Consider the following 21,377-nt stretch of genomic DNA (forward strand, 5'->3'; position numbering starts at 1 on the left):
CACAAGAGTAGCGCCGAACAAGGGAAACAAACGTGCCCGGAACGCGATTCGAACGCGCGACACCCGCTTTAGGAGAGCGGTGCTCTATCCACTGAGCTACCCGGGCAACAGATGATATTGTACACACAACCGCCCACCAGCTGTGCGCACCCGTTGTCACCGTGTTTGTGCGACCCGGATCAATGCACCTGCGAACGCTTACAGAGAGCGCCTGCGCAGAGCGCGCCGAAGCCCTCCTATAGTGGGAGTCATGATCGACCATATGACCTTGCATGTCAGCGATGCCAACCGTTCCATTGAGTTTTACACGAAAGCGCTGGCACCACTCGGGTACCTTCCCAAAGCCCATCACGAGCCAACTATCGGTTTCGGGGTGGATGATGGCACGCCGCACAGCGATTTCTACGTCTCCCCCGCGCAGCCCGGGACGACTCCAGCACCGACCCATATCGCGTTCCGCGCGGATAGCGAGCAGACCGTCAAGGCGTTTTATGATGCGGCGCTGGCAGCCGGTGGCCGCGACAACGGAGCCCCGGGACCGCGCGCGTACCATCCGGGGTATTACGCGGCGTTTGTGCTCGACCCGGACGGCAACAATATTGAGGCGGTTGTCGATTGGTCGCATCCACAAGCCGACAGGCAGGCGTAACGGACCGTCAGCGCATCGCAGCGTTCAAATCGCGTCCGCTACACTGCGGCGTCTTGGCAGAGCACGGCGTAAGATACGCAACTACACGACCGGCTACGGGCATGGCACACATTGCGTGCGCGAACCCATGCACGCGGCCGGCCAAAGTGTCGCATGCAGGAAACACAGCAATAGCGGTAAGGAAGTTGGTATGAAAACCACAGTATTGGTGTTCCACCCGAATCTTGAGACCTCACGGGTCAACAAGGAACTCGCGCAAGCCGTGCTCAACGACCCCAATCATGACGTGACCGTGCGCGACGAATACGCCACGTATCCCGACGGTCGCATCGACGTCGCCGCCGAACAGCGTCTCGTCGAGGACTCGGACCGGATCGTCCTGCAGTTCCCCTTCTACTGGTACAGCTCCCCCTCGCTGCTCAAGCTATGGGAGGACAAGGTGCTCGAATACGGCTGGGCGTACGGCTCGACCGGGCACGCGTTCGAAGGCAAGGAAATCATGCTCGCCGTTTCCGCCGGCAGTGGCGAAGCGGACTATCAGCATGATGGCTCGCACCATGCGACTATGGAGGAGCTGCTCAAACCGTTCGCAACCATGGCTGACTACGTGGGTGCGCGCTATCTGCCGCCGTTCGTGGTGTACGGAGTCGGCGCGGGCATTGACGACGACACGCTTGCCGCCACCGCACGACGCTACGCGCAGGTCATCAACGAGCCGGCCAAGTAAGTCACATTCGCGTCCGCCGATGAGTATCCGCATCGAGAGCCTTTCCGGACCAAGTGAAGCCGAGCGGCAATGCGTTCGACGCATTCTGCAACGCTATAATCTCACCCATTTTGAGACGACCGATGAGCAGGAGTTCACGATTGTCGCGCGCGATGACGAATTGACGGCGTGCGGCCCGCTACCGCTCAAGCCGGAAACCGTGGCTGACGCGTCTGCCGCCTCGGCCGAAGATGCAACTTTGTCCGAAGGCTCTACCGCACCCGGAGACATCATCTCGGCCAAATCTACGACCTCGCCCGGCGGCAATGACGAAGCACCGAATCCGGGCGCTGAATCCGGGCAGATCATTGGCGGCATCTACGGAACGATGTTCGGGCAATGGCTGGAAATCGACGTACTCGCCATCGATCCGGCACATCGCCGTCAGCATCTAGGCGAGCTCCTCCTGAGACAAGCCGAGAACACCGCCCGAGCCCATGGGTGCCGTCACTGTCTGCTCTGCACATTCGGCTTCCAAGGCAAGGATTACTATCCGCGCTTCGGATACCGCGAGATATTCCACATCGAGGGGTATCCGAAGACGGGGACCGAACACTGGTTCGTCAAAGACCTGTGACCTGCACTCAGCATCGTGGACGTTTCAAGCCAGTGGCCAGTCAACTAGCGCGACGGCACCCCGGAAGATGTCCTGGAACGCCCACACCAACATATTTCAACTGATATCAGCTGATCCAATCCGCGCTATGACACTTCCCGCCGTATTACGGTACGTCATGACGCGTCATAGCGTGTTTTGCTCATCCGACCGCGTCCGGCCGTCGTGTTTCACAACGTCTTGAGGAACTGGCCGACGCGTGCGATGCCTTCGCCGATCGCCTCGCGCGAGGCAGCATACGACAAGCGCACATGGGTGTGCGCCGTCGCCGGACCGAAATCAGCGCCCGGAGTCAACGCGACATGCGCCTCACGCAACGCGCGCTCACAGAAGGTCCACGCATCCAGTCCCGTGGACGACACGTTGAAATACGCGTAGAACGCGCCATTCGGCTCGACCTCGACAGGCAGGCCGATGCTGGCAAGCCCATCAAGCGCCAAACCTCGGCGCACCAGCAATTCTTGACGGCGGCGTTCGCATTCCTCGAGCGTCTGCGGCGTGAAACAGGCAAGCGCTGCATGCTGGGTCGGGGTGTGCGCGCACAGGAAATAATTCGTGGCGAGATTGTCTGCCTCGTGCAGAATCGCTTCCGGCAACACGACCCAGCCGAGACGCCAGCCAGTCATGCCCCAGTATTTCGAGAAACTGCTGACCACAATGGCGTCCGGGTCGGCGGACAGGACGCTGCGCACATCGCTGCCGTCTGGTTCCGCATCGGCCAGGTCAAGGTAGGTTTCGTCTACGATTCGCCAGGCGTTGTGTGCGCGGGCGGTGTCGCATACTCCTTTGAGCGCGTCGAAGGCGATGCTCGTGCCGGCGGGATTCGACGGCGAGGTGACCATGACCGCGCAGGTGCGTGGTGTCCAATGCGCGTTGAGCAGGTCGGCGTTGAGGTGGAATCGGGTGGCGGCGCTGGTCGGCACGTCGATGATATTGCCGCCGAATGTGCGCACCAGTTCGCGGTTGCATGGGTAGGACGGGTCGGCGCAAATCACATCGTCGCCTTCATTGACGGTCAGGGCCAGAGCGAGCAGGAGGGCCGCGGAACCGCCTTCGGTGATGACCACGCGCTTGGGGTCGAGTTTGACGTGATGGCGTTGCTCATAGAATCGTGCGATTGCCTCGCGCAGTTCGGGGATGCCGAGCGCGGCGGTGTACGGCAGCGGGCGGCCGTCGCACTGCTCGCGCATGGCATCGCGGACGGCTTGAGGGGCGCCGAAATCCGGTTCGCCGAGGCTGAGCTTGACGACATCGACACCTTGGGCGATCATCCGGTCGGCTTCTTCACCGATGGCCATCGCCCTGAACGGGTTGGACTCCAGAGCACGCTTGGACAAGGACGGTAGGGCGTGCGTCTGATGGGTCGTGGCGGTGGGCTGTGCTGAGTTTTCCTGCATGATTCGGTTCTATCGGCGCAATGCGACAAATGCGGGGTGCGCCGGGGGTTATTGGCGATAATTGCGCGGCGGTGCGGCGACGACCTAGTGACGATGGAGCGACACAGCCCCGGACCGAAGCGTCATCATGTGCGCGAATCCTCACATAACGACACCAGACTCAACCACACGGACGGCCCAGAACCACCCCAACCGCCAGTATGTGAGCGAATCCTCACACAATGACCGCCCCAGCCCGCCAAACGCCCGAAACCAACCAACCCAGCCGGCACTGTGTGAGCCAATCCTCACACGATGGCACCAGGCTCACCCTTGCTGCCGGCGGGGATCGTGTCGTCGATGATGCCGGGCTGCCCGTCCGTCGTCGCGGTGATTTGGTCGTACAACCTGGCGAGACGCGCCTCTCGCACCGGTTTCGCCAGTTCGCATTCCCATACCACAATCACACGCCACCCGTCGGCGACGAGCTGGGCATGTTGCAGTCGGTCGCGTTCGCCGTTGCGCATGAGTTTCACCGACCAGAATTCGACATTGGATTTGGGACGGGAAAAGGCTTTACAATTGGCGTGAGCATGCCAGAAGCAACCGTTGACGAACACGATCGTGCGCCACTTGGGTAGCACCACATCCGGGTGTCCCGGATAGCGCCGGTCGTTCTTGCGGAAGCGCAGCCCGCGCCTGAACAGATAACTGCGGACGAGCACTTCGATGCTTGTGTCCTTGCCGCGAATGTGCGACATCGTATAGCTTCTGGTGCCGCGTTCGTAACGTTCTGGGCGAGATTGGCCTTTTGACGCAGATCGACGTCGGCGCCTCGCCCGGCGGCTGGGGTTGCGTTTGCCTCGCGTCGTCGACGCCGAGCGCACTGCGGATGCCGACGATTGCGCTGACTTCGGCGATTTCGCTGATGCTGCGGTGTTTTCGGACGCCACAGACACAGCACTCGTAGGTTGCGTCGCCGGCACCGCCCGCACAGCCACCGCGTCGGTACACTGATGGCGACCAGCCTTGTCCGTTGATTCCCGCATATCCTCACCCGCCTGCCAGTCTGCATGATTCGCGTTGCATCGCCCATTATGCCCTGGCCCATGTTCGATCGGCCCGAAACAGCCGACAACGACTTATGGTCATGATGACTTATTGTCATCGCACATACCCCGGAACGGCGGCACCATGCAAACGCCACACCCCCTTATAGTCATGTTGACCATAAGTCGTATGGTGATGGCAACCAAGGAAAACGGCAAGAAATCGGGGGAAAGGAGAAGCGATGCACATCTCAGCGAATGTCAGCGAGCGCGCCAAGGAACCGCCGAATATCGGCGTATCCGTCGTCATTCTCGCGCTCGGCCCCTCCGATCTGGATGGCCGCGCCGACAACCTGCCGGCAGCCAATACCGTATCCGGCACCGCCCCTGACATCCACGCCACCGCCTCACGCACCGACACCGCAAGCCGGACATCCAACGGCGATGCCGTTCCGACGCTGCGCATCCCATTGGTCCGCCGCATCCGCCAGCCTTTCCTCGGCGATTGGGCGCTACCCGGCGGCGACCTGCAAGGCGGGCGATCCCTTGAATACGCAGCCGAAAAAGCCTTGCGATCCACCACCAGCCTGCACCCGCAGTATCTCGAGCAGCTGTACACTTTCGGCGATCCAAGCCGCTCGCACGGCGGACTGCCGATGGTATCCATCGTGTACTGGGCGCTGATTGGCGAAACCGAGGCGAAGGATTTCCGCGAAGCCCAGAACGTGCGTTGGTTCCCCGTGAACCAGTTGCCGCCATTGGCCTTCGATCACAAGGACATCATCGAATACGCGCTGACCCGTGTGCGCAACAAAATCGAATATTCGAATATCGCGACTCGCCTGGTCGGCAGCGAATTCACGCTCAGCCAGCTGCGCAACGTGTATGAGGCGATTTACGGCAGGAAGCTTGACGCGCCGAATTTCCGCCGGCGGATGCTCTCGACCGGCATGGTTGAGCCGACCGGTGAAAAACTCGCCCGAGGCGCGCACCGACCGGCATGCCTGTACCGGTACGTCGCCCACGCGGGAACCGGAAAATCCGCAACATCCGCAAAACCTGCGAAATCCGGGCAGCCGGGACATACCGGCGATACCGGCACAGCGCACGGCACAACAGCGACCCCACGGTAACCTGCCCACCACGCCAGACTTCACAGCACTCCAACCAGCCTGTTTCGCCGCGAATGGCAGAACAACCACCGCCCGCGGCACCATCGAAAGGAACATCATGACATCCGTAGACGCAATTATCGAACGGCTCGGCGCGACCCGCACCTGTGACGCCGGCCTGACCAAAGACCCGTGGGCCTTCGACACCACCAAACCGTCGTACGGCCCGGGTGCCAGCGCGCTCGACATGATCCCGCGCAACGCCCCGCGCCAGCAGCCCCTCGGCAAGGAGTACACGGAGGCAAGCGACGAGGAACTCCAGGAGCGCATCATCGAAGCGAAACACAAGCTGGGTAGCAAACTGCTGATCCTCGGCCACTTCTACCAGCGTGACGAAATCATCGTGCACGCCGATTATGTGGGTGACTCGTTTCAGCTGTCCAAGAACGCCGCCACCCGCCCGGAAGCCGACAACATCGTCTTCTGCGGCGTGCATTTCATGGCCGAGACCGCAGATATCCTCTCAACCCCACGCCAGAACGTGATCCTGCCGAATATGTCCGCAGGCTGCTCAATGGCCGACATGGCCAATATCGACCAGGTGACTGACTGCTGGGAGCAGCTGACCGACATCTGCGGAAGCACTCCGGACGCTGATGGCAAGCAGCAGATCATCCCGGTCACCTATATGAACTCCTCGGCCGCGCTCAAGGCCTTCTGCGGACGCAACGGCGGCATCGTGTGCACGAGCTCCAACGCGCGCGCCGTGCTTGAATGGGCGTTCGAACGCGGCAAGCGCGTGCTGTTCTTCCCCGACCAGCACTTGGGCCGCAACACCGCGCTGGCCATGGGCATGAGCCTCGACCAGATGCCGCTGTGGGATCCGTTCAAGGCGAACGGCGGAGCCACTCCCGAGCAGTACGCGAATGCGAAGATGATTCTGTGGAAGGGCTTCTGCTCCGTGCATCAGCGCTTCACCGTCGAGCAGATCGAACGCGCCCGCAAGGCCTACCCCGGCGTCAAGGTCATTGTGCACCCCGAATGCTCGATGGACGTGGTCAACGCCGCCGACGGCACCGGTTCGACCGCCTACATCGTCAAGGAGATCGAGAACGCGCCAGCCGGTAGCGCCATCGCCGTGGGCACCGAAATCAACCTCGTCAATCGACTCGCCGCCCAGCACCCGGATAAAACCGTGTTCTGCTTGGATCCGGTCGTCTGCCCATGCTCCACAATGTACCGCATCCACCCCGCGTACCTCGCGTGGGCGTTGGAAAACCTGGTGGACGGCAAGGTCGTCAACAAGATCGTCGTGGACCCGCAGACCGCGAGCGAAGCGAAGATCGCGCTCGACCGCATGCTGCGCGTCCACCCATGATCCTGCGGCGGCACAGCTGATTTCATTTTCCGGCCTCGGCCGACGGGCGGCGGGATCGCACGTATTGCACGTTGCGGCCCCATACCCTTGTCGGCTGGGTCGATGACGCCCGAAATTCAACGGGAATACACGAATCGTAGGCAATCATGACCTCATTGACCCCGAACAACACCAATACCACGCCTTTCGGGAAGACACCCGACACACCCGGCGAACCGACCATCGCCGTCATCGGCGCGGGCATCGCCGGATTGAGCGCCGCGCTCGCCGTCGCGAACGGCGACCCGGACGCCGGCCTGCCGGGGCAAGACGTGGTGCTCATCACGAAAACCGATCTGGTCGAATCGAACACGTACCACGCGCAAGGCGGTATCGCGGCCGCGATCTTCCCCGATGACGACCCGAAACTGCACGCGCAGGACACACTCGCCGCAGGCGCAGGCCTATGCGAACCGAAGGCCGTGGATATTCTCACCCGTGAAGGCGCCGAACAGGTGCGCCGGCTCATCGCCGCCGGCGTGCGCTTCGACAAGCATCCGGACGGCACGCTGTTACGCGGATTGGAGGCCGCGCACAGCCGCAGCCGCGTCGTACACGCGGGCGGGGATGCGACCGGCAAGATCGTCGAGCTTGATGTCAGTGCCATCGCACGCAACACGCCGCATATCCACATCATTGAGCATGCCTTCGTCGTGGATTTGGTCACTGAACCGATTGACGCGCACTCCCCTGCCGCATCCGAAGCACAGGCAGCAGGCGTTACCCGCGTGATTCGCGGTATCCGCCTGTTCGATACCACCACCGGAGAACTACACACCTTGGCGGCAGACCGCGTGATTCTCGCAACCGGCGGGGCCGGCCGGCTTTACCCGTACACCACGAATCCGCAGGTCGCCACCGGCGACGGGCTGGCCGCTGCCTGGCGCGCTGGGGCCCAAGTCGCCGACCTCGAGTTCTACCAATTCCACCCCACCGCACTCGGCGTGGGCGAGCACTTCCTGATTTCCGAAGCGGTACGCGGCGAGGGCGCGATCCTGCTCAACGAACGCGGCAAACGGTATATGACCGCAATCGATCCGCGTGCAGAACTCGCCCCGCGTGACGTGGTCGCCCGCGAGAATTTCCGCCAGATGATGGCCCAAGGCGGGCGTCCGGTACTGCTGGATGCGACGGCCATCGGGCGGAAGATGGGCTTGGACCAGGCCGGACTCGCCGCATTCCTCGCCCACCGCTTCCCCACCATCGACGCCTACACCCGTTCGATGGGCTTTGATTGGAGCCGCGAACCGATTCCCGTCACCCCGGCGGCACACTACTGGATGGGCGGCATCCGCACCGATTTGTGGGCGCGCACCAGCATCCGCGGCCTGTATGCGGCAGGCGAATGCGCGAGAACAGGCGTGCAGGGCGCGAACCGACTGGCCTCGAACTCGCTGCTTGAGGGACTGGCGTATGGCCGTCGTGCCGGTCTTGCCGCGTTGCGCGACAGCGAGGACACCGTCTGGAACCCCCAGCCGCTGCTGGGCAGCGCAGCGAACGCACAAACCCGCGAAATCACCGAACCACAGACGCTTGCCATGCCAAGCCCCGACACCCAAGCCGAACCCAGCGCCAAACCCACCGATGTACGCGACACCATCGAGCAGACCATGTGGCGCGGCGTCGGCGTACTTCGTGATGCCGACGGCCTGAGCCCCGCCCAAAGCCGTCTGACCGGCCTTGTCGAGCAGACGCAGGCACTGGCACAAGCGGCGCTGTCCAAGGTGGCCAAGACGCCAAGGACCGATGCGACCGCCACCGCAACCGACGACACCACCGCAGCCACGACCACGCCCGCAACCGCATCGGCGCCCGCACCCGGCGATATTGCGGACACCGTGACCGCATTGGAAAACCGCAATCTCGCCGCTATCGGCCTGGTCGCCGCCACTGCGGCTCTGGCCCGCACTGAATCGCGCGGCGCCCATGCCCGCACCGATTTTCCGGATACCGACAGCGTCCAGGCCTGCTCGCGGCCGTTCATCCGCGGCTGATATCCGGCACAACCCTGATATCGGCCTGATTCCTGCACAGCCACGCTCGGACACCATGAGTGAAAGTGATTGCCTCATTGCAACCGCTTTCACTCATGGTGTTCCAACAGGCAACCACCCTCGCCACACAGTTGCACTCGTATGCAAGATTGGAGAACCAGCTATGCTCACCCGTCTGGTCATTGAAGACGCGGTCCGCCGCGCGCTGATGGAGGACGCGCCGACCGGGGACATCACCGCCGCGACGACCATCCCCGCCGATGAAACGGCGACCGCCACGCTGAGCGCCCGTGAAAACGGCGTATTCAGCGGTGCGGAGGTATTCACCGCCGCCTTCCACATGGTAGACCCCGGCATCCAAGTCACCATGCGCATCAAAGACGGCGAACGCTTCACCGCCGGTGACATGCTCGCCACCATCCACGGCAACGCACGCGGCATGCTGACCGCCGAACGCGTCGCTCTGAACTTCACCCAGCGCATGAGCGGCATCGCCACGATGACCCGAGCATTCGTTGACGCCGTGGATGCGGCACCCGGCTCGCACGCCCGTATCGCGGACACGCGCAAAACCGTGCCTGGGCTGAGGCCCTTCGACAAGTACGCGGTTGTCTGCGGCGGCGGGCGCAACCACCGCTACGGCCTGTCCGACGCGGTGATGGTCAAGGACAATCACATCGCCGCCATGCAGGCCGCAGGACTCGACCTCACGGCCGGCATCAAGCATATTCGTGACCAAGTAGGCCACACCACGCATATTGAGGTGGAAGTCGACCGGCTTGACCAAATTCCGGCAGTGCTCGAAGGCGGTGCGGACACCATCATGCTGGACAATTTCTCGCTCGAGGACACGCGCAAAGGCGTCGCCATGATCGCGGGCCGGGCAATTGTTGAGGCCTCCGGCACCATGACTTTGGAGCGCGTCCCGCAAGTCGCCTCGACCGGCGTGGACGTGATTTCCGTCGGTGCGCTCACCCATTCCGTGCGCGCGATCGATCTTGGATTGGATTGGGCATGACCGGGCAGCACGCAACCAGCCAAGACACGCAAACCCAGGAGTCGCAAGCCGCCCAGCCGGACAGCCCGGAACGTGAACTGTACCTTGACGCCGCCGCATCAGACGCCGTGCCCGCCAGCGTGATCGAGGCGATGACCCCCTTCCTGACCGAAGGATACGGTAATCCGTCCAGCGTCCATGCGAGTGGCAAAACGGCGGCGCGCGCCCTTGATGCGGCACGCGCGTCCTTCGCCGCCGATCTGGGCGCGCACGCCGGCGACGTGATTTTCACTTCGGGCGGTACCGAGGCGGATAATCTCGCCGTCAAGGGCATCGCGCTCGCCCAGATCAGGCGCGAACGGGAGACGAGAGCAGCAGCGGCATCGGCATCAACGCCGGCACGGGCGTTCACACCCGCATCCGCATCCCTGCACTCCCCACACTCCCCCGCCCACCGCATCCTCATCTCTGCGGTGGAGCACCCGGCCGTCGCGCAATCAGCGCAATGGCTACATGATTTCTTCGATTTCGAAGTGGTACGCATTCCGGTCGACGCTCAGGCCCATATCGACCTTAACGTACTCTCCCGCGAGGCCCAGAAGGGTGCGACCCTGGCATGCATCATGATGGCGAACAATGAGGTGGGCACGATTGAGCCGGTGAGCCGCGCGGTGCGCATCTGCCATGATGCCGCAGTGCCCGTTCATGTGGACGCCGTGCAGGCGGCCGGCACAATTCCCGTGGATTTCCGCGGTCTTGATGCCGACACGCTCGCGGTGTCCGGACACAAATTCGGCGCGCCGAAAGGCTTGGGCGCACTGCTCACCCGTAGCCGCGTGGCCATCGAGCCGATTGTCAGCGGCGGCGGGCAGGAACGTGGTCTGCGCTCGGGCACACCGAATGTTGCGGGAGCGATCGCACTGGCGGTCGCGCTCCATGAGGCATGCGCGGGAATGGAGGAACGCAACGCCCCTCTGGCCGCGTCGCGTGACGCCCTGATCAAGGCTATCTGCGCGGCGGTACCGGGTGCCTCGCTCACCGGCGACCCGGTCAATCGCTTGCCCGGCCATGCGTCATTCACCTTCCCGAATGTCAACGGCGAGGCGCTGCTCGTCGATTTGGACGCGCGTGGCATTGAAGTGTCTTCGGGTTCGGCATGCGCCATTGGACGTCACGAAGCCCCCGGCACGCTGCTGGCCATGGGGTTGAGCGAAACGGAAGCGAAATCCGCGTTGCGATTCTCGTTCCGGAAGCCGCTGCACCACACGGATATCCGTCGCATCGCGCAGGCACTGCGCGCATCCATGACCGCTCTGCACGCGATGTGACAATCGCGATCTGACCGGGCGTCGCCTGACTTGCGGCACGGGAAGCAGCCGCCTCAAGCGTGGTGAGCGCATGACGCGCGTCGCCGCCGCTGCTGAGAACAATCAGCTTGCGCGCTTCCGAATCCAAGGTGACCAAGCCGCCAAGACCGTCCGGCGAGGCGACCGCCCTGTCCACGATCCTGTTGAGGCCGTCAACACCGAGTTGATGCAAATGCACGATGATGCAACGGCTGAGCAACGCCGGAGCAAGCGTGCTGGACGGCGCTTCCGTGGTGGCGGCGACGAAGGTGACGAGACGCTTTTCCACCGCAGGCAGCAGAATGTCCTGTTCTTCGCGCGAATACCGGTGGATTTCGTCGATGAACAGCACGGTTTCCTCACCGCGGCGCTTCAACCGTTCGGCGGCAGACAGCGAGTTACGCAGCTCTTCGACACGCGCATTGACGGCGGACAGCTCAATGAAACGCCGATGCGACTCCTCTGCGATTAGATGCGCAATCGTGGTCTTGCCCATTCCCGGAGGACCATACAGCAGGGCGGCGCCGGGGACGACCACGGATTGCGAGGTTGTCGGGTAAGCCATCAGACGCAACGGTGCGCCCGGAGCGAGAACCTGGTCCTGGCCGATGACATCGTCAAGCCGCTTGGGGCGCATACGGTCGGCCAACGGGCGCAGCATCACATTGTCGCTTGCAGGGGTGCCGGGTACGGCCGCCGTCACACGACCGGCCGTCGGCATACCGGCAATCGGCGCGTTCATACCGGTGGTATCCATACCGGCAGGGTTGACACCGGCAGGATTCATGCCTGAGAATTGCAAACCAAGATTCACAGTCTCTTCATAATCATTCGCGCGTGCGCTCGTGCCCGGGCTCTCTCAATCCCGTATATGCGACAACGAGCCGGATGTTATTTTGTAACGACAACGCGCGAAAAACGCAGCGCCGTTTCTTCGCTCGGAGAAGACGGAGACCATCGGGCGTCAAGACATATCACCACTTGTCCGCATTCTGATATTGGGAATGGGCTTGATTGATACCTCCGCACGTCAGCAAGTGTCACCAAGCGTCGCCGCGCGCGTCACGGATGCGGTGTGCCGCCAAGGTCAACGTCTCCTGCGGCATAAGCAGGCTGAACCGCACGTATCCGGCCCCGGTCGGGCCGAAATCGGAACCGGCAATCACCGCCACGCCGGCCTGATCAATAAGCCACTGGGCGAAAGCCTGATCATCACCGCCGGGAACCGGCATCCAAGCGAACAGGCCGCCATGCGAGTCGGTCAGATGTAGTCCCGCTTCGGCAAGCCCGTCACGCAGAGCGAGATACCGGTGGTGGTAGCGGTCGGCGAGCACACGGACCGTCGACTGGTCGCTATTCAACCCCACCGCACCCGCGTCCTGCACAATCGAGGACACCAGCAGACTGGTCTGCGCGTGCACGGATTTCACCGCGGCCATGAGCTGAGCGTTGCCGGCCACGAAACCGACACGCCAGCCGGCAATCATGTACATCTTTGACAGCGAGCACAATTCCAGCGACACGTCAAGGGCTCCCGGAGTGCTCAACAGGCTGATCGGCGGCTGCTCGTCATAACCGATGCCGGCGTAGGCGAAATCGTTGACGATAACGACATGATGCTCCTTACCTATGCGCACCGCCGTTTCGAACAGTTCCCGGGTCGCCACGGCACCGGTCGGATTGTTCGGATAGTTGAGAATGAGCAGTTTCACCTCGTCCCAGATCTCGTCCGGCACCGCATCGAGATCCGGTAGGAATCCACGCTCCGGGCTGGTTGCAATCGTGTACACCCGCCCTTGCGCCACTGCGGTTGACCCCTCGTACTGCGGGTAATACGGGCCGACCAGCGCCACAAGATCGCCGGCGTTGACGAGGGTTTGGATGACGGCGCTGATGCCGACGGACGCACCCGCAGTCGCCAGCAGCTGAGTGGCCGGGTCGAGGGTCACGCCGAATTCACGCTGGTACCAGCCGGCCGCCGCCTTGAGGAAGGCCGGTTTGCCGTTGAATGACGGGTATTTGAAATCGGCGGGATCCCGGGCGGCCTGGGCGACCGCATCAATCATGAACTGCGGCGGCTGACCGTCCGGATTGCCTTGGCTCAGGTCGATGATGTCATGGCCGGCGGTCCGATATTTGGCGACCCGCGCGTTGGCCGCGGCAAACGGATTTGCCGGGATGCCACGCACCCGATCGGCGATGTTCGTGGTGATACCCGATGCCGTCACGGCTGTTGCCTGTGTCATGGTTCCCACTCCTCTCATGCGGCTGTCCCGGGTGACGCCCGGCCTGTGCCGCTTGCCGTCCTACTGTCTGGTATGCAATCACGATTGCCGCGCGGAAACGCCACGCGGGCTATCGCCGTTATCTATGTCGCACTATCAGATGCCGCGACCGAGGCGGGCGGCGGAGACTCGCAGAACGCACGATCGGCTGCCGATGCGGCTTACGCCCGTACCGGCAACCGGCCGTCGTGTGAGCGGATTGTCGCACCATGACCGCCGGCTGGCGTATCGCGCCCCATATGCAGTGTTGCTCCGGCCGGGAACGCTGCAGCGCCGTATGCCGGCGCATATGCAAGTGGTACATCACACGGGACGTCACCTCCCGGGCCGGCATCCGCCTGCGCGCGTATGCCAGGACATGCGCAACACCCCATACCACTCTTTCTGCCGCCGGCAATCAGTCGCGACAACCTGTCCGCGTATGTCTCGGCATACGTAATTCGTCAACCATCCGCACCACCCCGAGCCATCCTGCCAATCGCGCGGCATCATCGTTCGTTCAGGTGGTGCTCGTAGTGTTAGGAGACGACCAGATTAGAGGAGTACCTATGGCAGAGAGCACCACCACACCAGCACCCGCCGCATCGAGCACGGCCGGCACGGCAACAGCACCATACGCGCCGCCGGAGCGTCCGATCAACGTGGCGATCCTTGGCGCCGGGCGAATCGCGCAGAAAATGGCGACCACCCTCACCCTGATGGCGCAAGACCCGACGTACCGCGCGTGTGCCAAACCATACGCCGTCGCCTCCCGCGACCAGGCGCGCGCAGACGAATTCGCGGCGCAGTACGGCATTCCGGTGGCATACGGGTCATACGCGCAGATGCTGGATGACCCGGAAGTCGACCTCGTGTACATCGCGACCCCGCATTCGCTGCACGCCGGGCAGGCGATTGCGTGTATGGAAGCGGGCAAGCATGTGCTGGTGGAGAAAGCGTTCACGGTCAACGCCGAGCAGGCGCAACATGTGATTGACGTGTCCCGGAAGACCGGACTGTTGTGCGCTGAGGCGATTTGGACGCGGTACATGCCGTCGCGCGCGATGATTCGCGGGCTGGTCGAGGACGGCACAATCGGTGACGTGTGCGCCATCAGCGCGAACCTGAGCTACCCGACCACGCACAAGCAGCGAATCATCGATCCGGGGCTCGCGGGCGGAGCGTTGCTTGATGTCGGCGTATATCCGTTGAATTTCATTGACATGGCGATTGGCGGTGACGGCGGCGGACGCAGCATCGCCCGCATGGAGACCGCGATGATCCCGTACAAGACCGGCGTGGACGCGCAGAGCACGACGACATTGTTCTACGATGACGGCGTGATGGCGGTGAGCACCTGCTCGCTGCTTGCCGTTTCCGACCGCGATGGGGCGATTTGGGGCACGGACGGGTACCTCATGTGCCGCAACGTGAACAATGTGGAGCGCATCGACGTGTACGGCAAGGATCACGCGCTGACTCGCAGCATCCCCGTACCCGCGCAGCTGACCGGCTACGAGTATGAGGTCGCCGCCTGTGCCAGCGCCATCGCCGCCAAATCGACCGAATGCCCGGACATGCCGCACGCCGACACCCTGCGGATGATGCGGCTGCTCGATCAGATCCGCGAGCGCTGGGGGCTGCGGTACCCGTGTGAGTGAGGCGGGGTAGCTGCGCTGACCGACATCGGTGCACGTGTCGCACACAACCCTGCATATGCCGCGACACGCGCACCGCTTGATCGATCGCCGTTGTATCCTGGGCCCTGACTGTGATCATCATGGGAGGGAGCGCAGCGTGCACACCAGTGAACCGTCACAGCGACAGATGCCGCAGCCAACACCGCAGGAGCCTCAGCAACGACTGATCCGGGTCGTCGGCGCAGCTATCATGCGCGATGGCACCGTGTTGTGCGCGCAACGCGGTAGCACCAAATCGCTCGCCGGGTACTGGGAATTCCCCGGGGGCAAGATCGAAGTACACGAAACCCCACAGCAGGCGCTCCAGCGCGAGATCGAAGAGGAGCTGCGCTGCGAGATCACAGTCGGTCATGAGCTGTGCACTACAAGATACGCATACGATTTCGGCACCATCGAGCTGACGACCTTCCTGTGTCATCTCACAGAAGGCGAACCGCATCTGACCGAACATCAGGAAGTCCGCTGGCTCATGCCAGCGAGTCTCAGTGAACTTGACTGGGCGCCTGCCGACAGGGAAGCCGTCAGATTGTTGGAGAGCATGCCTTCTACCGTCTGTGCAGTCTCCGATTTCCCGGAGGCCATGCAATCATGACTACCACGCCAATGTCGAATATGCCCAGCCGTTTCTCCACTGAGTCCACAGATTCCAGCATTATCGCCGATATCACGCAAGGGCTTATCGCCGGATCACTACGCTCGGGATTCATCACCGCAGACACCCGCGCAGACGAACGATATGTTCCCCAGCTGATCGCCAACCAAGGCGGCAGAACTATGGAGGATGCGCTGATCCACGAGCTGGACAACAGCAACGGCTTCTCCATGTCAGTCGCTTTCGTCACACAATCGGTGATCCAGATGCTCAAACAGCATTTTCTGAATTTCCACGATCACAATCATGCCCACGCCGGCAGCATCATCACTTCGACCTACAACTATTTCAATTCGCCGCAAGCATTCCGCGAGCTCAACGAACTACAGCAGACGGCAGGTATCGACGTACGTGTTTGGGAACGTCCCGATACTGGTGGGCGACCCAACCCCGATCCGTCTCGTAACAATTACCATCCTAAAGGCTATGTGTTCCGTCATACCGTAAACGGCAAAGACGCGTACACCGTGTATATCGGCAGCTCGAACCTGACCGAGAATGCCTTGAGAAACAACCGCGAGTGGAATCTTCGTGTCCCTTCCTTACAGGATGGCCGGTTCGCGCAAGAGCTCAGCCAGGAAATCGAACTGCAGCGGGAACAATCCGTGCCGCTTGACGACGCGTGGATCGAAGCGTACGAGAAGGAATTCGAGCACAACGCCCCGCCGCTTGCACCCTCACGCAGATCACCAGAGCCGGATCCAACAGGCAAGTTGGTCGAACCGAACGCAATGCAACGCGAAGCGCTGGCCAGCCTCCGCCATCTGCGAGCGCAGGGCGAAACCCGTGCCATTGTGATCTCCGCGACCGGTACCGGCAAGACCTACCTGTCAGCGTTTGATGTGAAACAATGTCATCCCAAGCGGATGCTGTACTTGGTACACCGCCAGGAAATCCTCACCAAAGCGATGGAATCATACCAGCGCGTGCTAGGTTGTCCGGATAACCAGCTCGGCCTGTATACCGGCACCGACAAAGACGGCGCTGATCGAAAGTACGTATTCTCCACCGTGCAGACCATGGCGCAGCAGTCCGTCCTCGGCAACTTCCCTGCGGATGCGTTCGACTATATTCTCATCGATGAGGCGCATCATGCCGCGGCCGACACATATAAGCGAATCATCGACCATTTCACACCGAAATTCCTGCTCGGCATGACCGCAACCCCGGAACGCAACGACAGCGGGAATATCTTCGATCTGTTCGGCAACAACATCGCCTATGAGATCCGTCTCCAGCGGGCGCTTGAAGAGGACATGCTCTGCCCATTCCACTACTACGGGGTCAGCGAGTTCATCACTGAGACCGTGGAAGGACTGCCCGACACCGGTGTGAGCATGGAACACACGAACGACAAGGATCGAGCGGCACTACGCAGGTGGGTCAACGAACTGACCGCCGATAACCGCGTCAGCTACATCATCGACAAGCTGCGTATCTATGGTCAGGCAGGCGAACCGGTCAAAGGCATCGTATTCTGTAGCCGGGTCGAGGAAGCCGAAATTCTCGCAGAGAAATTCACCCACATCATCAACGAACAGGCGGAACGCCCATACCGGACCGCATGTCTAACAGGAGCCAGCAAGCCGAAAGAGCGCGAGCAGGTGGAACAAGCGCTGCAAGACGGCGAGCTTGATTACATTTTCACCGTCGACCTGTTTAATGAAGGCATCGACATCCCCGCAACCAACCAAATCGTGATGCTACGACAGACACAATCCAGCATCATATTCACCCAGCAGCTCGGCCGAGGCCTACGCAAATACCCAGGCAAATCATCAGTCGTCGTCGTGGATTTCATCGGCAATTACGCCAACAACTATCTCATCCCGATCGCCCTGTACGGCAACAGCGGCGACCGTGACCGCGTACGCAAGAACCTCAACAACCAAGCGCCGGGCTTATGCTCGATCAGCTTCGATCCCATCGCCCGCAAGCGCGTGCTTGATGCGATCGATCATGCCGACCTGTCCGACATGAGAAAACTCAGCGAACAATACCGGGAACTACGTCGCGAATTGAACCGGATCCCCATGCTCATGGATATCACGGCACGTGACACATCGCTTGTGTACACGATAGCCTGCAAATCGAAGAACTATCTGGCCTTCGTCCGTTCACGCGAACGTAGTCTCAGCACCAAGAACGGTGATCCAGATACGCGATTCCGGCTCGAAACAACAACCTCGGTCGAAGACGGAATGCTGACCATGCTGACCGATACGCAGCTGCGTGGCTTGCGGCCACACGAGCTGGTGGCGTTGACGGCGCTTGCCGGGATTGAAATGCCGTATGCCGTACGGGATATGGTTGGCGACCATGCCGACGTACTCTCGCAGGCCGGTAGCGTGGATGTCTTGGATGCCCCAACTTTGCAGCACTTGGTCACCAGTCTGTTCCCTGATTGCAGCGGCGATATCGCACAATGCGAATCGGCGTTGCGGGTACTCGACTATTCGTATTTCACCAGTGCAAACCGGGAGCGTTTCGGCGGCGTGCCGATGGTTGAACTGTCCGGGGATGGTGGAGCACGTCTGTCGTCCCGGCTGCGAGCCTCCTTGCAAGAAAACGCGACATTCCGCCAGTTCTTTGCGGACACCGTGCAGGCAGGACTGGCACAATGCGTCGGACGGTATGAAGAAACCCGCGTCACCGCAAGCAAACAGAGCCTGTCGCTGTCTGCCGTGTTCGACCACGGGTTCATTGTCGGGGAAAAGTATTCACTGTTTGATGTGATGCGGATGTGCGGCTGGAGCAACGAGCAGGTCCCACAGAATGTGGGCGGCTACCGTTACGACGCGAGTACGGGGACCATGCCGATTTTCATCAAATACGAGTCAAGCCAGTATCAGGACCGGTTCATTGACGACCAAGACATCGAGTGGTTCAGCAAGAACAACCGTTCCCTGCAATCGCCAGAGTTCCAATGGATTCGCAAAACCGACGGTGAACCCTGGCAGGATTCGCACTTCGTACCGGTGTTCATCCGCAGGAAAGTCGAAACGAAGGAGACGACGTACTACTATGTCGGCCGCGCCGCCTCGATCGAGGACTCGCACGAGGAAACCAATCGCGGCGCGAACAAGGACGGCGAAGAAATCCAGCAGCGCGTAGTGGTCTCCAATCTGCACCTGACCCACCCCGTGCCGCCGGATCTGCTACGCCATCTCACCGGTGATTCGGAGCAGTGATACCGGTCTTGCCGTTCGAATCTTCCTTCAAGCGGCGACCCGTCATTCCCCCACCCCATACGCGTACGAATCCTCGAAGAACGCGCGCTCGAGTCGCGCGACTTCGGGGAATACGGCGGCCTCCGGGCCGTCGACGCTCGCGTACCGGTTCACGAGCTCGATGAGATTGCCCACCCAGCGGCGAAACAGCTCGCCTTCATGCAGCTCCACCCAACCGCGGTGCGCCGGCACCTGCTGAACGACGCCTGTATCCACCGTGCGCTTAGCCCACGCCAGATACAGCCATTCCATCGCGCACATCAGACACAACAGCTGCGCGAAACTGCCGGTCGCGGCAATCTGGTCGAGATACGCGCAATATTCGCGGTTCGCCGGGGTTTGTGGCACGCTCGTCTGCTGCTGCTCGTCCACCCCGTATTCCTCAAGGAACCGCAGGAAATATGGCTTCTCCTGATCGGCGAAGAATTCGGCCTGCCGGTTGAGCATGTCCCGAATCTCCTGCGTCGGCGCCTGCACGGTCAGGCGTTCCAGCGTCGGCTGCGTAAAGAACGTGAAATCCTGAATCAGATAGCTGATCAGCACGCTGTCAGGCAGGGTGTCGTCCAGTAGTTCGTTGACGAACCGCGAATTGATTGCCGCCTGCCAATCCTCCGCGGCAGCCATGTAGAACGCGTCGGCCACACTGCCGGGCGTCGCTCCAAGAAACGCGTAATCGCCGCTTTTGCTTGCCGGCGCGAGCGGGACGTGCTTGGTCGCCGGTTCACGAGATGCGTCCTGCCCCACAGATTGCGCGGACGTGCCGGACTCGCCGGTTGGAGAAATGTTAGGTGCGGCCACCGCTTGAGAACCATGATTTGATTGAGCAGACGATGATGCCGTCATGGCAGTTCCTTTCCTTCGCCGGTATTACCCGGACAGGTTCACAGGGTCAGCGCCTTGCGCGCACTCTCAGCCGCGGACCCGCCGCAGCTCCCCTAGGTTGTCCAGCCACCCTACCTCAGCCACCCGGACATACGACCGTACAGACAAAAAGCACGCAAGCCCGCCGACGCCACACGCAACCGGCATCACTTCACCGGATTACACCCAGCTGATATCCGCTGCGTCGCTTTGCAAGTTTCTATAGTACGGTATAGAAAGTCGACAGATTTCACGACTTTCTATATCACACTATAGAAAGCTGTTCGTCTGAGATATTCCACACCAGTCGAAGCCCACGCTCCGCCACACCACCGAGGACACCATGACCGATATCGCTTCCGAACTTCCGCAGCACACACCAGCCTCGCCGTCAACGCCGGCACAAACACCGGTACAAACGCCAGCTCAAGTGCCGACACCCACATCGGCCGCAGTCGCAAGGGTTTCGCTGCCGCCATCCGGCTCGCTGCGGCGTGCGCCGCATGTGCACGCTTCCACGGCCCCCGGAGCACACCGACCGATGCGTCGCGCCGACCGCGAAGTCCGTTCCCCACAGCAGATCAAGGATATCCTCGACTCGTGCGAAGTCGTGCGCATCGCCTACCAGGACGCCGAGGGCCTGACCATCGTGCCGATGAATTTCGGATATCAATTCACTCTGGAGCGGTTCCCCCAACCCGAAAACGACCTTCCGGTCAGCTTGTCGGCGGACGGGACACCACTACCGCCGGATTTCGGCGAGCTTCGGATTTTCCTGCATTCGGCGCATGAGGGACGCAAAATCGATGCGATTCGCGCTGCAGGCAACGCGCTTCAGGTCGCTTTCGAACTTGACTGCGATCATCAGGTGCACGAAGGCCGCACGCCCTGCAACTGGTCGGCGTCCTTCCGCTCGATCGTCGGCACGGGCACGGCATCGGTGGTCACGGATCTTGACGAGAAAATCGTTGCCATGCAAGCCCTGATGAGCAAGCAGGCCGGCATGGATCACGTGCCATTCACCGCACAGCAGATGGCAAGCGTCACGGTCTGGCAAATCACTTCGACCAACTTCACCGGCAAAATCCACACCGTTCCGCGCCCGCACGGCGGTAAGTAATCGCCCTTGCGGCGTTTCCCGTCACCGCGTCCCCAACCTGCAATTTGGTATATCACAAACTAGTATATCGTAAGCTAATATATCGTGTGCTACTAATTTGATTCGTTGGGGCGCAAGGCGGAGTTGGGGGCAACTGCCGGCCAACCAGTCAAGACATCAGACTGCCAGTATCCGCCCAACCGCGCCCAGCTGACCGGCGCCCGTTCAGACAATCCCTGGGCAACGCCC

16 protein-coding genes, 1 tRNA gene, 1 pseudogene and 1 riboswitch are annotated in these 21,377 nt (G+C 61.6%); of the genes and pseudogenes, 12 read left to right on the forward strand and 6 right to left on the reverse strand.

Going from position 1 to position 21,377, the window contains the following annotated elements:
• Nucleotides 1-33: 33 nt before the first annotated feature.
• A tRNA-Arg gene (locus tag ACZ41G_RS06210) sits at nt 34-106 on the reverse strand.
• Nucleotides 107-250: 144 nt separating this feature from the next.
• On the opposite strand from ACZ41G_RS06210, the gene ACZ41G_RS06215 reads away from it, so the two are divergent.
• The 3 genes from ACZ41G_RS06215 (at nt 251) to ACZ41G_RS06225 (ending at nt 1,992) form a co-directional block, all read left to right on the forward strand.
• On the forward strand, nt 251-649 hold the full coding sequence (locus ACZ41G_RS06215; RefSeq protein WP_033506272.1) for a VOC family protein: 399 nt from the start codon (nt 251-253) through the stop codon (nt 647-649).
• Nucleotides 650-839: 190 nt separating this feature from the next.
• Nucleotides 840-1,376, forward strand: a complete 537-nt coding sequence (locus tag ACZ41G_RS06220; RefSeq protein ID WP_033506269.1) for an NAD(P)H-dependent oxidoreductase — start codon at nt 840-842, stop codon at nt 1,374-1,376.
• A gap of 19 nt (nt 1,377-1,395) precedes the next feature.
• Nucleotides 1,396-1,992, forward strand: a complete 597-nt coding sequence (locus tag ACZ41G_RS06225; protein ID WP_464144968.1) for a GNAT family N-acetyltransferase — start codon at nt 1,396-1,398, stop codon at nt 1,990-1,992.
• Nucleotides 1,993-2,201: 209 nt separating this feature from the next.
• On the opposite strand, the gene ACZ41G_RS06230 is transcribed toward ACZ41G_RS06225, so the two are convergent.
• Entirely contained in the window at nt 2,202-3,428 is a 1,227-nt protein-coding gene (locus ACZ41G_RS06230; protein ID WP_464144970.1) for an aminotransferase class I/II-fold pyridoxal phosphate-dependent enzyme, read from the reverse strand.
• A gap of 287 nt (nt 3,429-3,715) precedes the next feature.
• Nucleotides 3,716-4,294: a very short patch repair endonuclease gene (locus tag ACZ41G_RS06235; protein ID WP_464146245.1), complete on the reverse strand. Its 579-nt coding sequence runs from the start codon at nt 4,292-4,294 to the stop codon at nt 3,716-3,718.
• 404 nt (nt 4,295-4,698) lie between these two features.
• On the opposite strand from ACZ41G_RS06235, the gene ACZ41G_RS06240 reads away from it, so the two are divergent.
• The 5 genes from ACZ41G_RS06240 (at nt 4,699) to ACZ41G_RS06260 (ending at nt 11,304) form a co-directional block, all read left to right on the forward strand.
• On the forward strand, nt 4,699-5,589 hold the full coding sequence (locus ACZ41G_RS06240; RefSeq protein WP_464144971.1) for an NUDIX hydrolase: 891 nt from the start codon (nt 4,699-4,701) through the stop codon (nt 5,587-5,589).
• Between the two features lie 97 nt (nt 5,590-5,686).
• Nucleotides 5,687-6,946, forward strand: a complete 1,260-nt coding sequence (gene nadA / locus ACZ41G_RS06245) for a quinolinate synthase NadA (RefSeq protein ID WP_464144972.1) — start codon at nt 5,687-5,689, stop codon at nt 6,944-6,946.
• A gap of 146 nt (nt 6,947-7,092) precedes the next feature.
• Nucleotides 7,093-8,979 carry an L-aspartate oxidase gene (gene nadB / locus ACZ41G_RS06250; protein WP_464144974.1) on the forward strand — a complete coding sequence of 629 codons (1,887 nt, stop codon included), beginning with the start codon at nt 7,093-7,095 and terminating at the stop codon, nt 8,977-8,979.
• Between the two features lie 163 nt (nt 8,980-9,142).
• The gene (gene nadC, locus ACZ41G_RS06255; protein WP_464144976.1) at nt 9,143-9,997 is read left to right on the forward strand and encodes a carboxylating nicotinate-nucleotide diphosphorylase; all 855 of its coding nucleotides are present in this window, start codon (nt 9,143-9,145) and stop codon (nt 9,995-9,997) included.
• Entirely contained in the window at nt 9,994-11,304 is a 1,311-nt protein-coding gene (locus ACZ41G_RS06260; protein WP_464144977.1) for a cysteine desulfurase family protein, read from the forward strand. The genes nadC and ACZ41G_RS06260 overlap by 4 nt, the downstream gene beginning before the upstream one ends.
• Before the next feature lie 283 nt (nt 11,305-11,587).
• Here ACZ41G_RS06260 and ACZ41G_RS06265 read toward each other — a convergent pair.
• Nucleotides 11,588-12,109 (reverse strand): annotated as a pseudogene (locus ACZ41G_RS06265) (AAA family ATPase); the annotation flags it as partial.
• Between the two features lie 253 nt (nt 12,110-12,362).
• A complete protein-coding gene (locus ACZ41G_RS06270) occupies nt 12,363-13,568 on the reverse strand; it encodes a pyridoxal phosphate-dependent aminotransferase (protein WP_464144978.1) in 1,206 nt (401 codons plus the stop codon).
• Between the two features lie 587 nt (nt 13,569-14,155).
• Here ACZ41G_RS06270 and ACZ41G_RS06275 point away from each other — a divergent pair.
• From ACZ41G_RS06275 to ACZ41G_RS06285, 3 genes are all read left to right on the forward strand, one after another.
• Complete coding sequence (locus ACZ41G_RS06275) at nt 14,156-15,247, forward strand: Gfo/Idh/MocA family protein (RefSeq protein WP_321046297.1); 1,092 nt, start codon at nt 14,156-14,158, stop codon at nt 15,245-15,247.
• Between the two features lie 166 nt (nt 15,248-15,413).
• Entirely contained in the window at nt 15,414-15,878 is a 465-nt protein-coding gene (locus ACZ41G_RS06280) for a (deoxy)nucleoside triphosphate pyrophosphohydrolase (protein ID WP_321046298.1), read from the forward strand.
• A complete protein-coding gene (locus ACZ41G_RS06285; protein WP_464144980.1) occupies nt 15,875-19,129 on the forward strand; it encodes a DEAD/DEAH box helicase in 3,255 nt (1,084 codons plus the stop codon). Before ACZ41G_RS06280 ends, ACZ41G_RS06285 begins: the two co-directional genes overlap by 4 nt.
• Before the next feature lie 42 nt (nt 19,130-19,171).
• Here ACZ41G_RS06285 and ACZ41G_RS06290 read toward each other — a convergent pair whose 3' ends face one another.
• Complete coding sequence (locus ACZ41G_RS06290; RefSeq protein WP_464144982.1) at nt 19,172-20,011, reverse strand: TenA family protein; 840 nt, start codon at nt 20,009-20,011, stop codon at nt 19,172-19,174.
• Nucleotides 20,005-20,115, reverse strand: a riboswitch (TPP riboswitch). Its footprint overlaps the gene before it by 7 nt.
• Nucleotides 20,116-20,570: 455 nt before the next feature.
• Between ACZ41G_RS06290 and ACZ41G_RS06295 the strand changes: the two genes are divergently transcribed.
• Entirely contained in the window at nt 20,571-21,149 is a 579-nt protein-coding gene (locus ACZ41G_RS06295) for a pyridoxamine 5'-phosphate oxidase family protein (RefSeq protein WP_052400959.1), read from the forward strand.
• Nucleotides 21,150-21,377 lie beyond the last annotated feature (228 nt).

The sequence above is a fragment of the Bifidobacterium porcinum genome, from assembly GCF_055378475.1.

What these genes read in the sequence shown, in the direction of transcription:
- ACZ41G_RS06215 (WP_033506272.1), top strand. Translation starts at nt 251, where the DNA reads ATGATCGACCATATGACCTTGCATGTCAGCGATGCCAACCGTTCCATT.
- ACZ41G_RS06220 (WP_033506269.1), top strand. Translation starts at nt 840, where the DNA reads ATGAAAACCACAGTATTGGTGTTCCACCCGAATCTTGAGACCTCACGG.
- ACZ41G_RS06225 (WP_464144968.1), top strand. Translation starts at nt 1,396, where the DNA reads ATGAGTATCCGCATCGAGAGCCTTTCCGGACCAAGTGAAGCCGAGCGG.
- ACZ41G_RS06230 (WP_464144970.1), bottom strand. Translation starts at nt 3,428, where the DNA reads ATGCAGGAAAACTCAGCACAGCCCACCGCCACGACCCATCAGACGCAC.
- ACZ41G_RS06240 (WP_464144971.1), top strand. Translation starts at nt 4,699, where the DNA reads ATGCACATCTCAGCGAATGTCAGCGAGCGCGCCAAGGAACCGCCGAAT.
- nadA (WP_464144972.1), top strand. Translation starts at nt 5,687, where the DNA reads ATGACATCCGTAGACGCAATTATCGAACGGCTCGGCGCGACCCGCACC.
- nadB (WP_464144974.1), top strand. Translation starts at nt 7,093, where the DNA reads ATGACCTCATTGACCCCGAACAACACCAATACCACGCCTTTCGGGAAG.
- nadC (WP_464144976.1), top strand. Translation starts at nt 9,143, where the DNA reads ATGCTCACCCGTCTGGTCATTGAAGACGCGGTCCGCCGCGCGCTGATG.
- ACZ41G_RS06260 (WP_464144977.1), top strand. Translation starts at nt 9,994, where the DNA reads ATGACCGGGCAGCACGCAACCAGCCAAGACACGCAAACCCAGGAGTCG.
- ACZ41G_RS06270 (WP_464144978.1), bottom strand. Translation starts at nt 13,568, where the DNA reads ATGACACAGGCAACAGCCGTGACGGCATCGGGTATCACCACGAACATC.
- ACZ41G_RS06275 (WP_321046297.1), top strand. Translation starts at nt 14,156, where the DNA reads ATGGCAGAGAGCACCACCACACCAGCACCCGCCGCATCGAGCACGGCC.
- ACZ41G_RS06280 (WP_321046298.1), top strand. Translation starts at nt 15,414, where the DNA reads ATGCCGCAGCCAACACCGCAGGAGCCTCAGCAACGACTGATCCGGGTC.
- ACZ41G_RS06285 (WP_464144980.1), top strand. Translation starts at nt 15,875, where the DNA reads ATGACTACCACGCCAATGTCGAATATGCCCAGCCGTTTCTCCACTGAG.
- ACZ41G_RS06290 (WP_464144982.1), bottom strand. Translation starts at nt 20,011, where the DNA reads ATGACGGCATCATCGTCTGCTCAATCAAATCATGGTTCTCAAGCGGTG.
- ACZ41G_RS06295 (WP_052400959.1), top strand. Translation starts at nt 20,571, where the DNA reads ATGCGTCGCGCCGACCGCGAAGTCCGTTCCCCACAGCAGATCAAGGAT.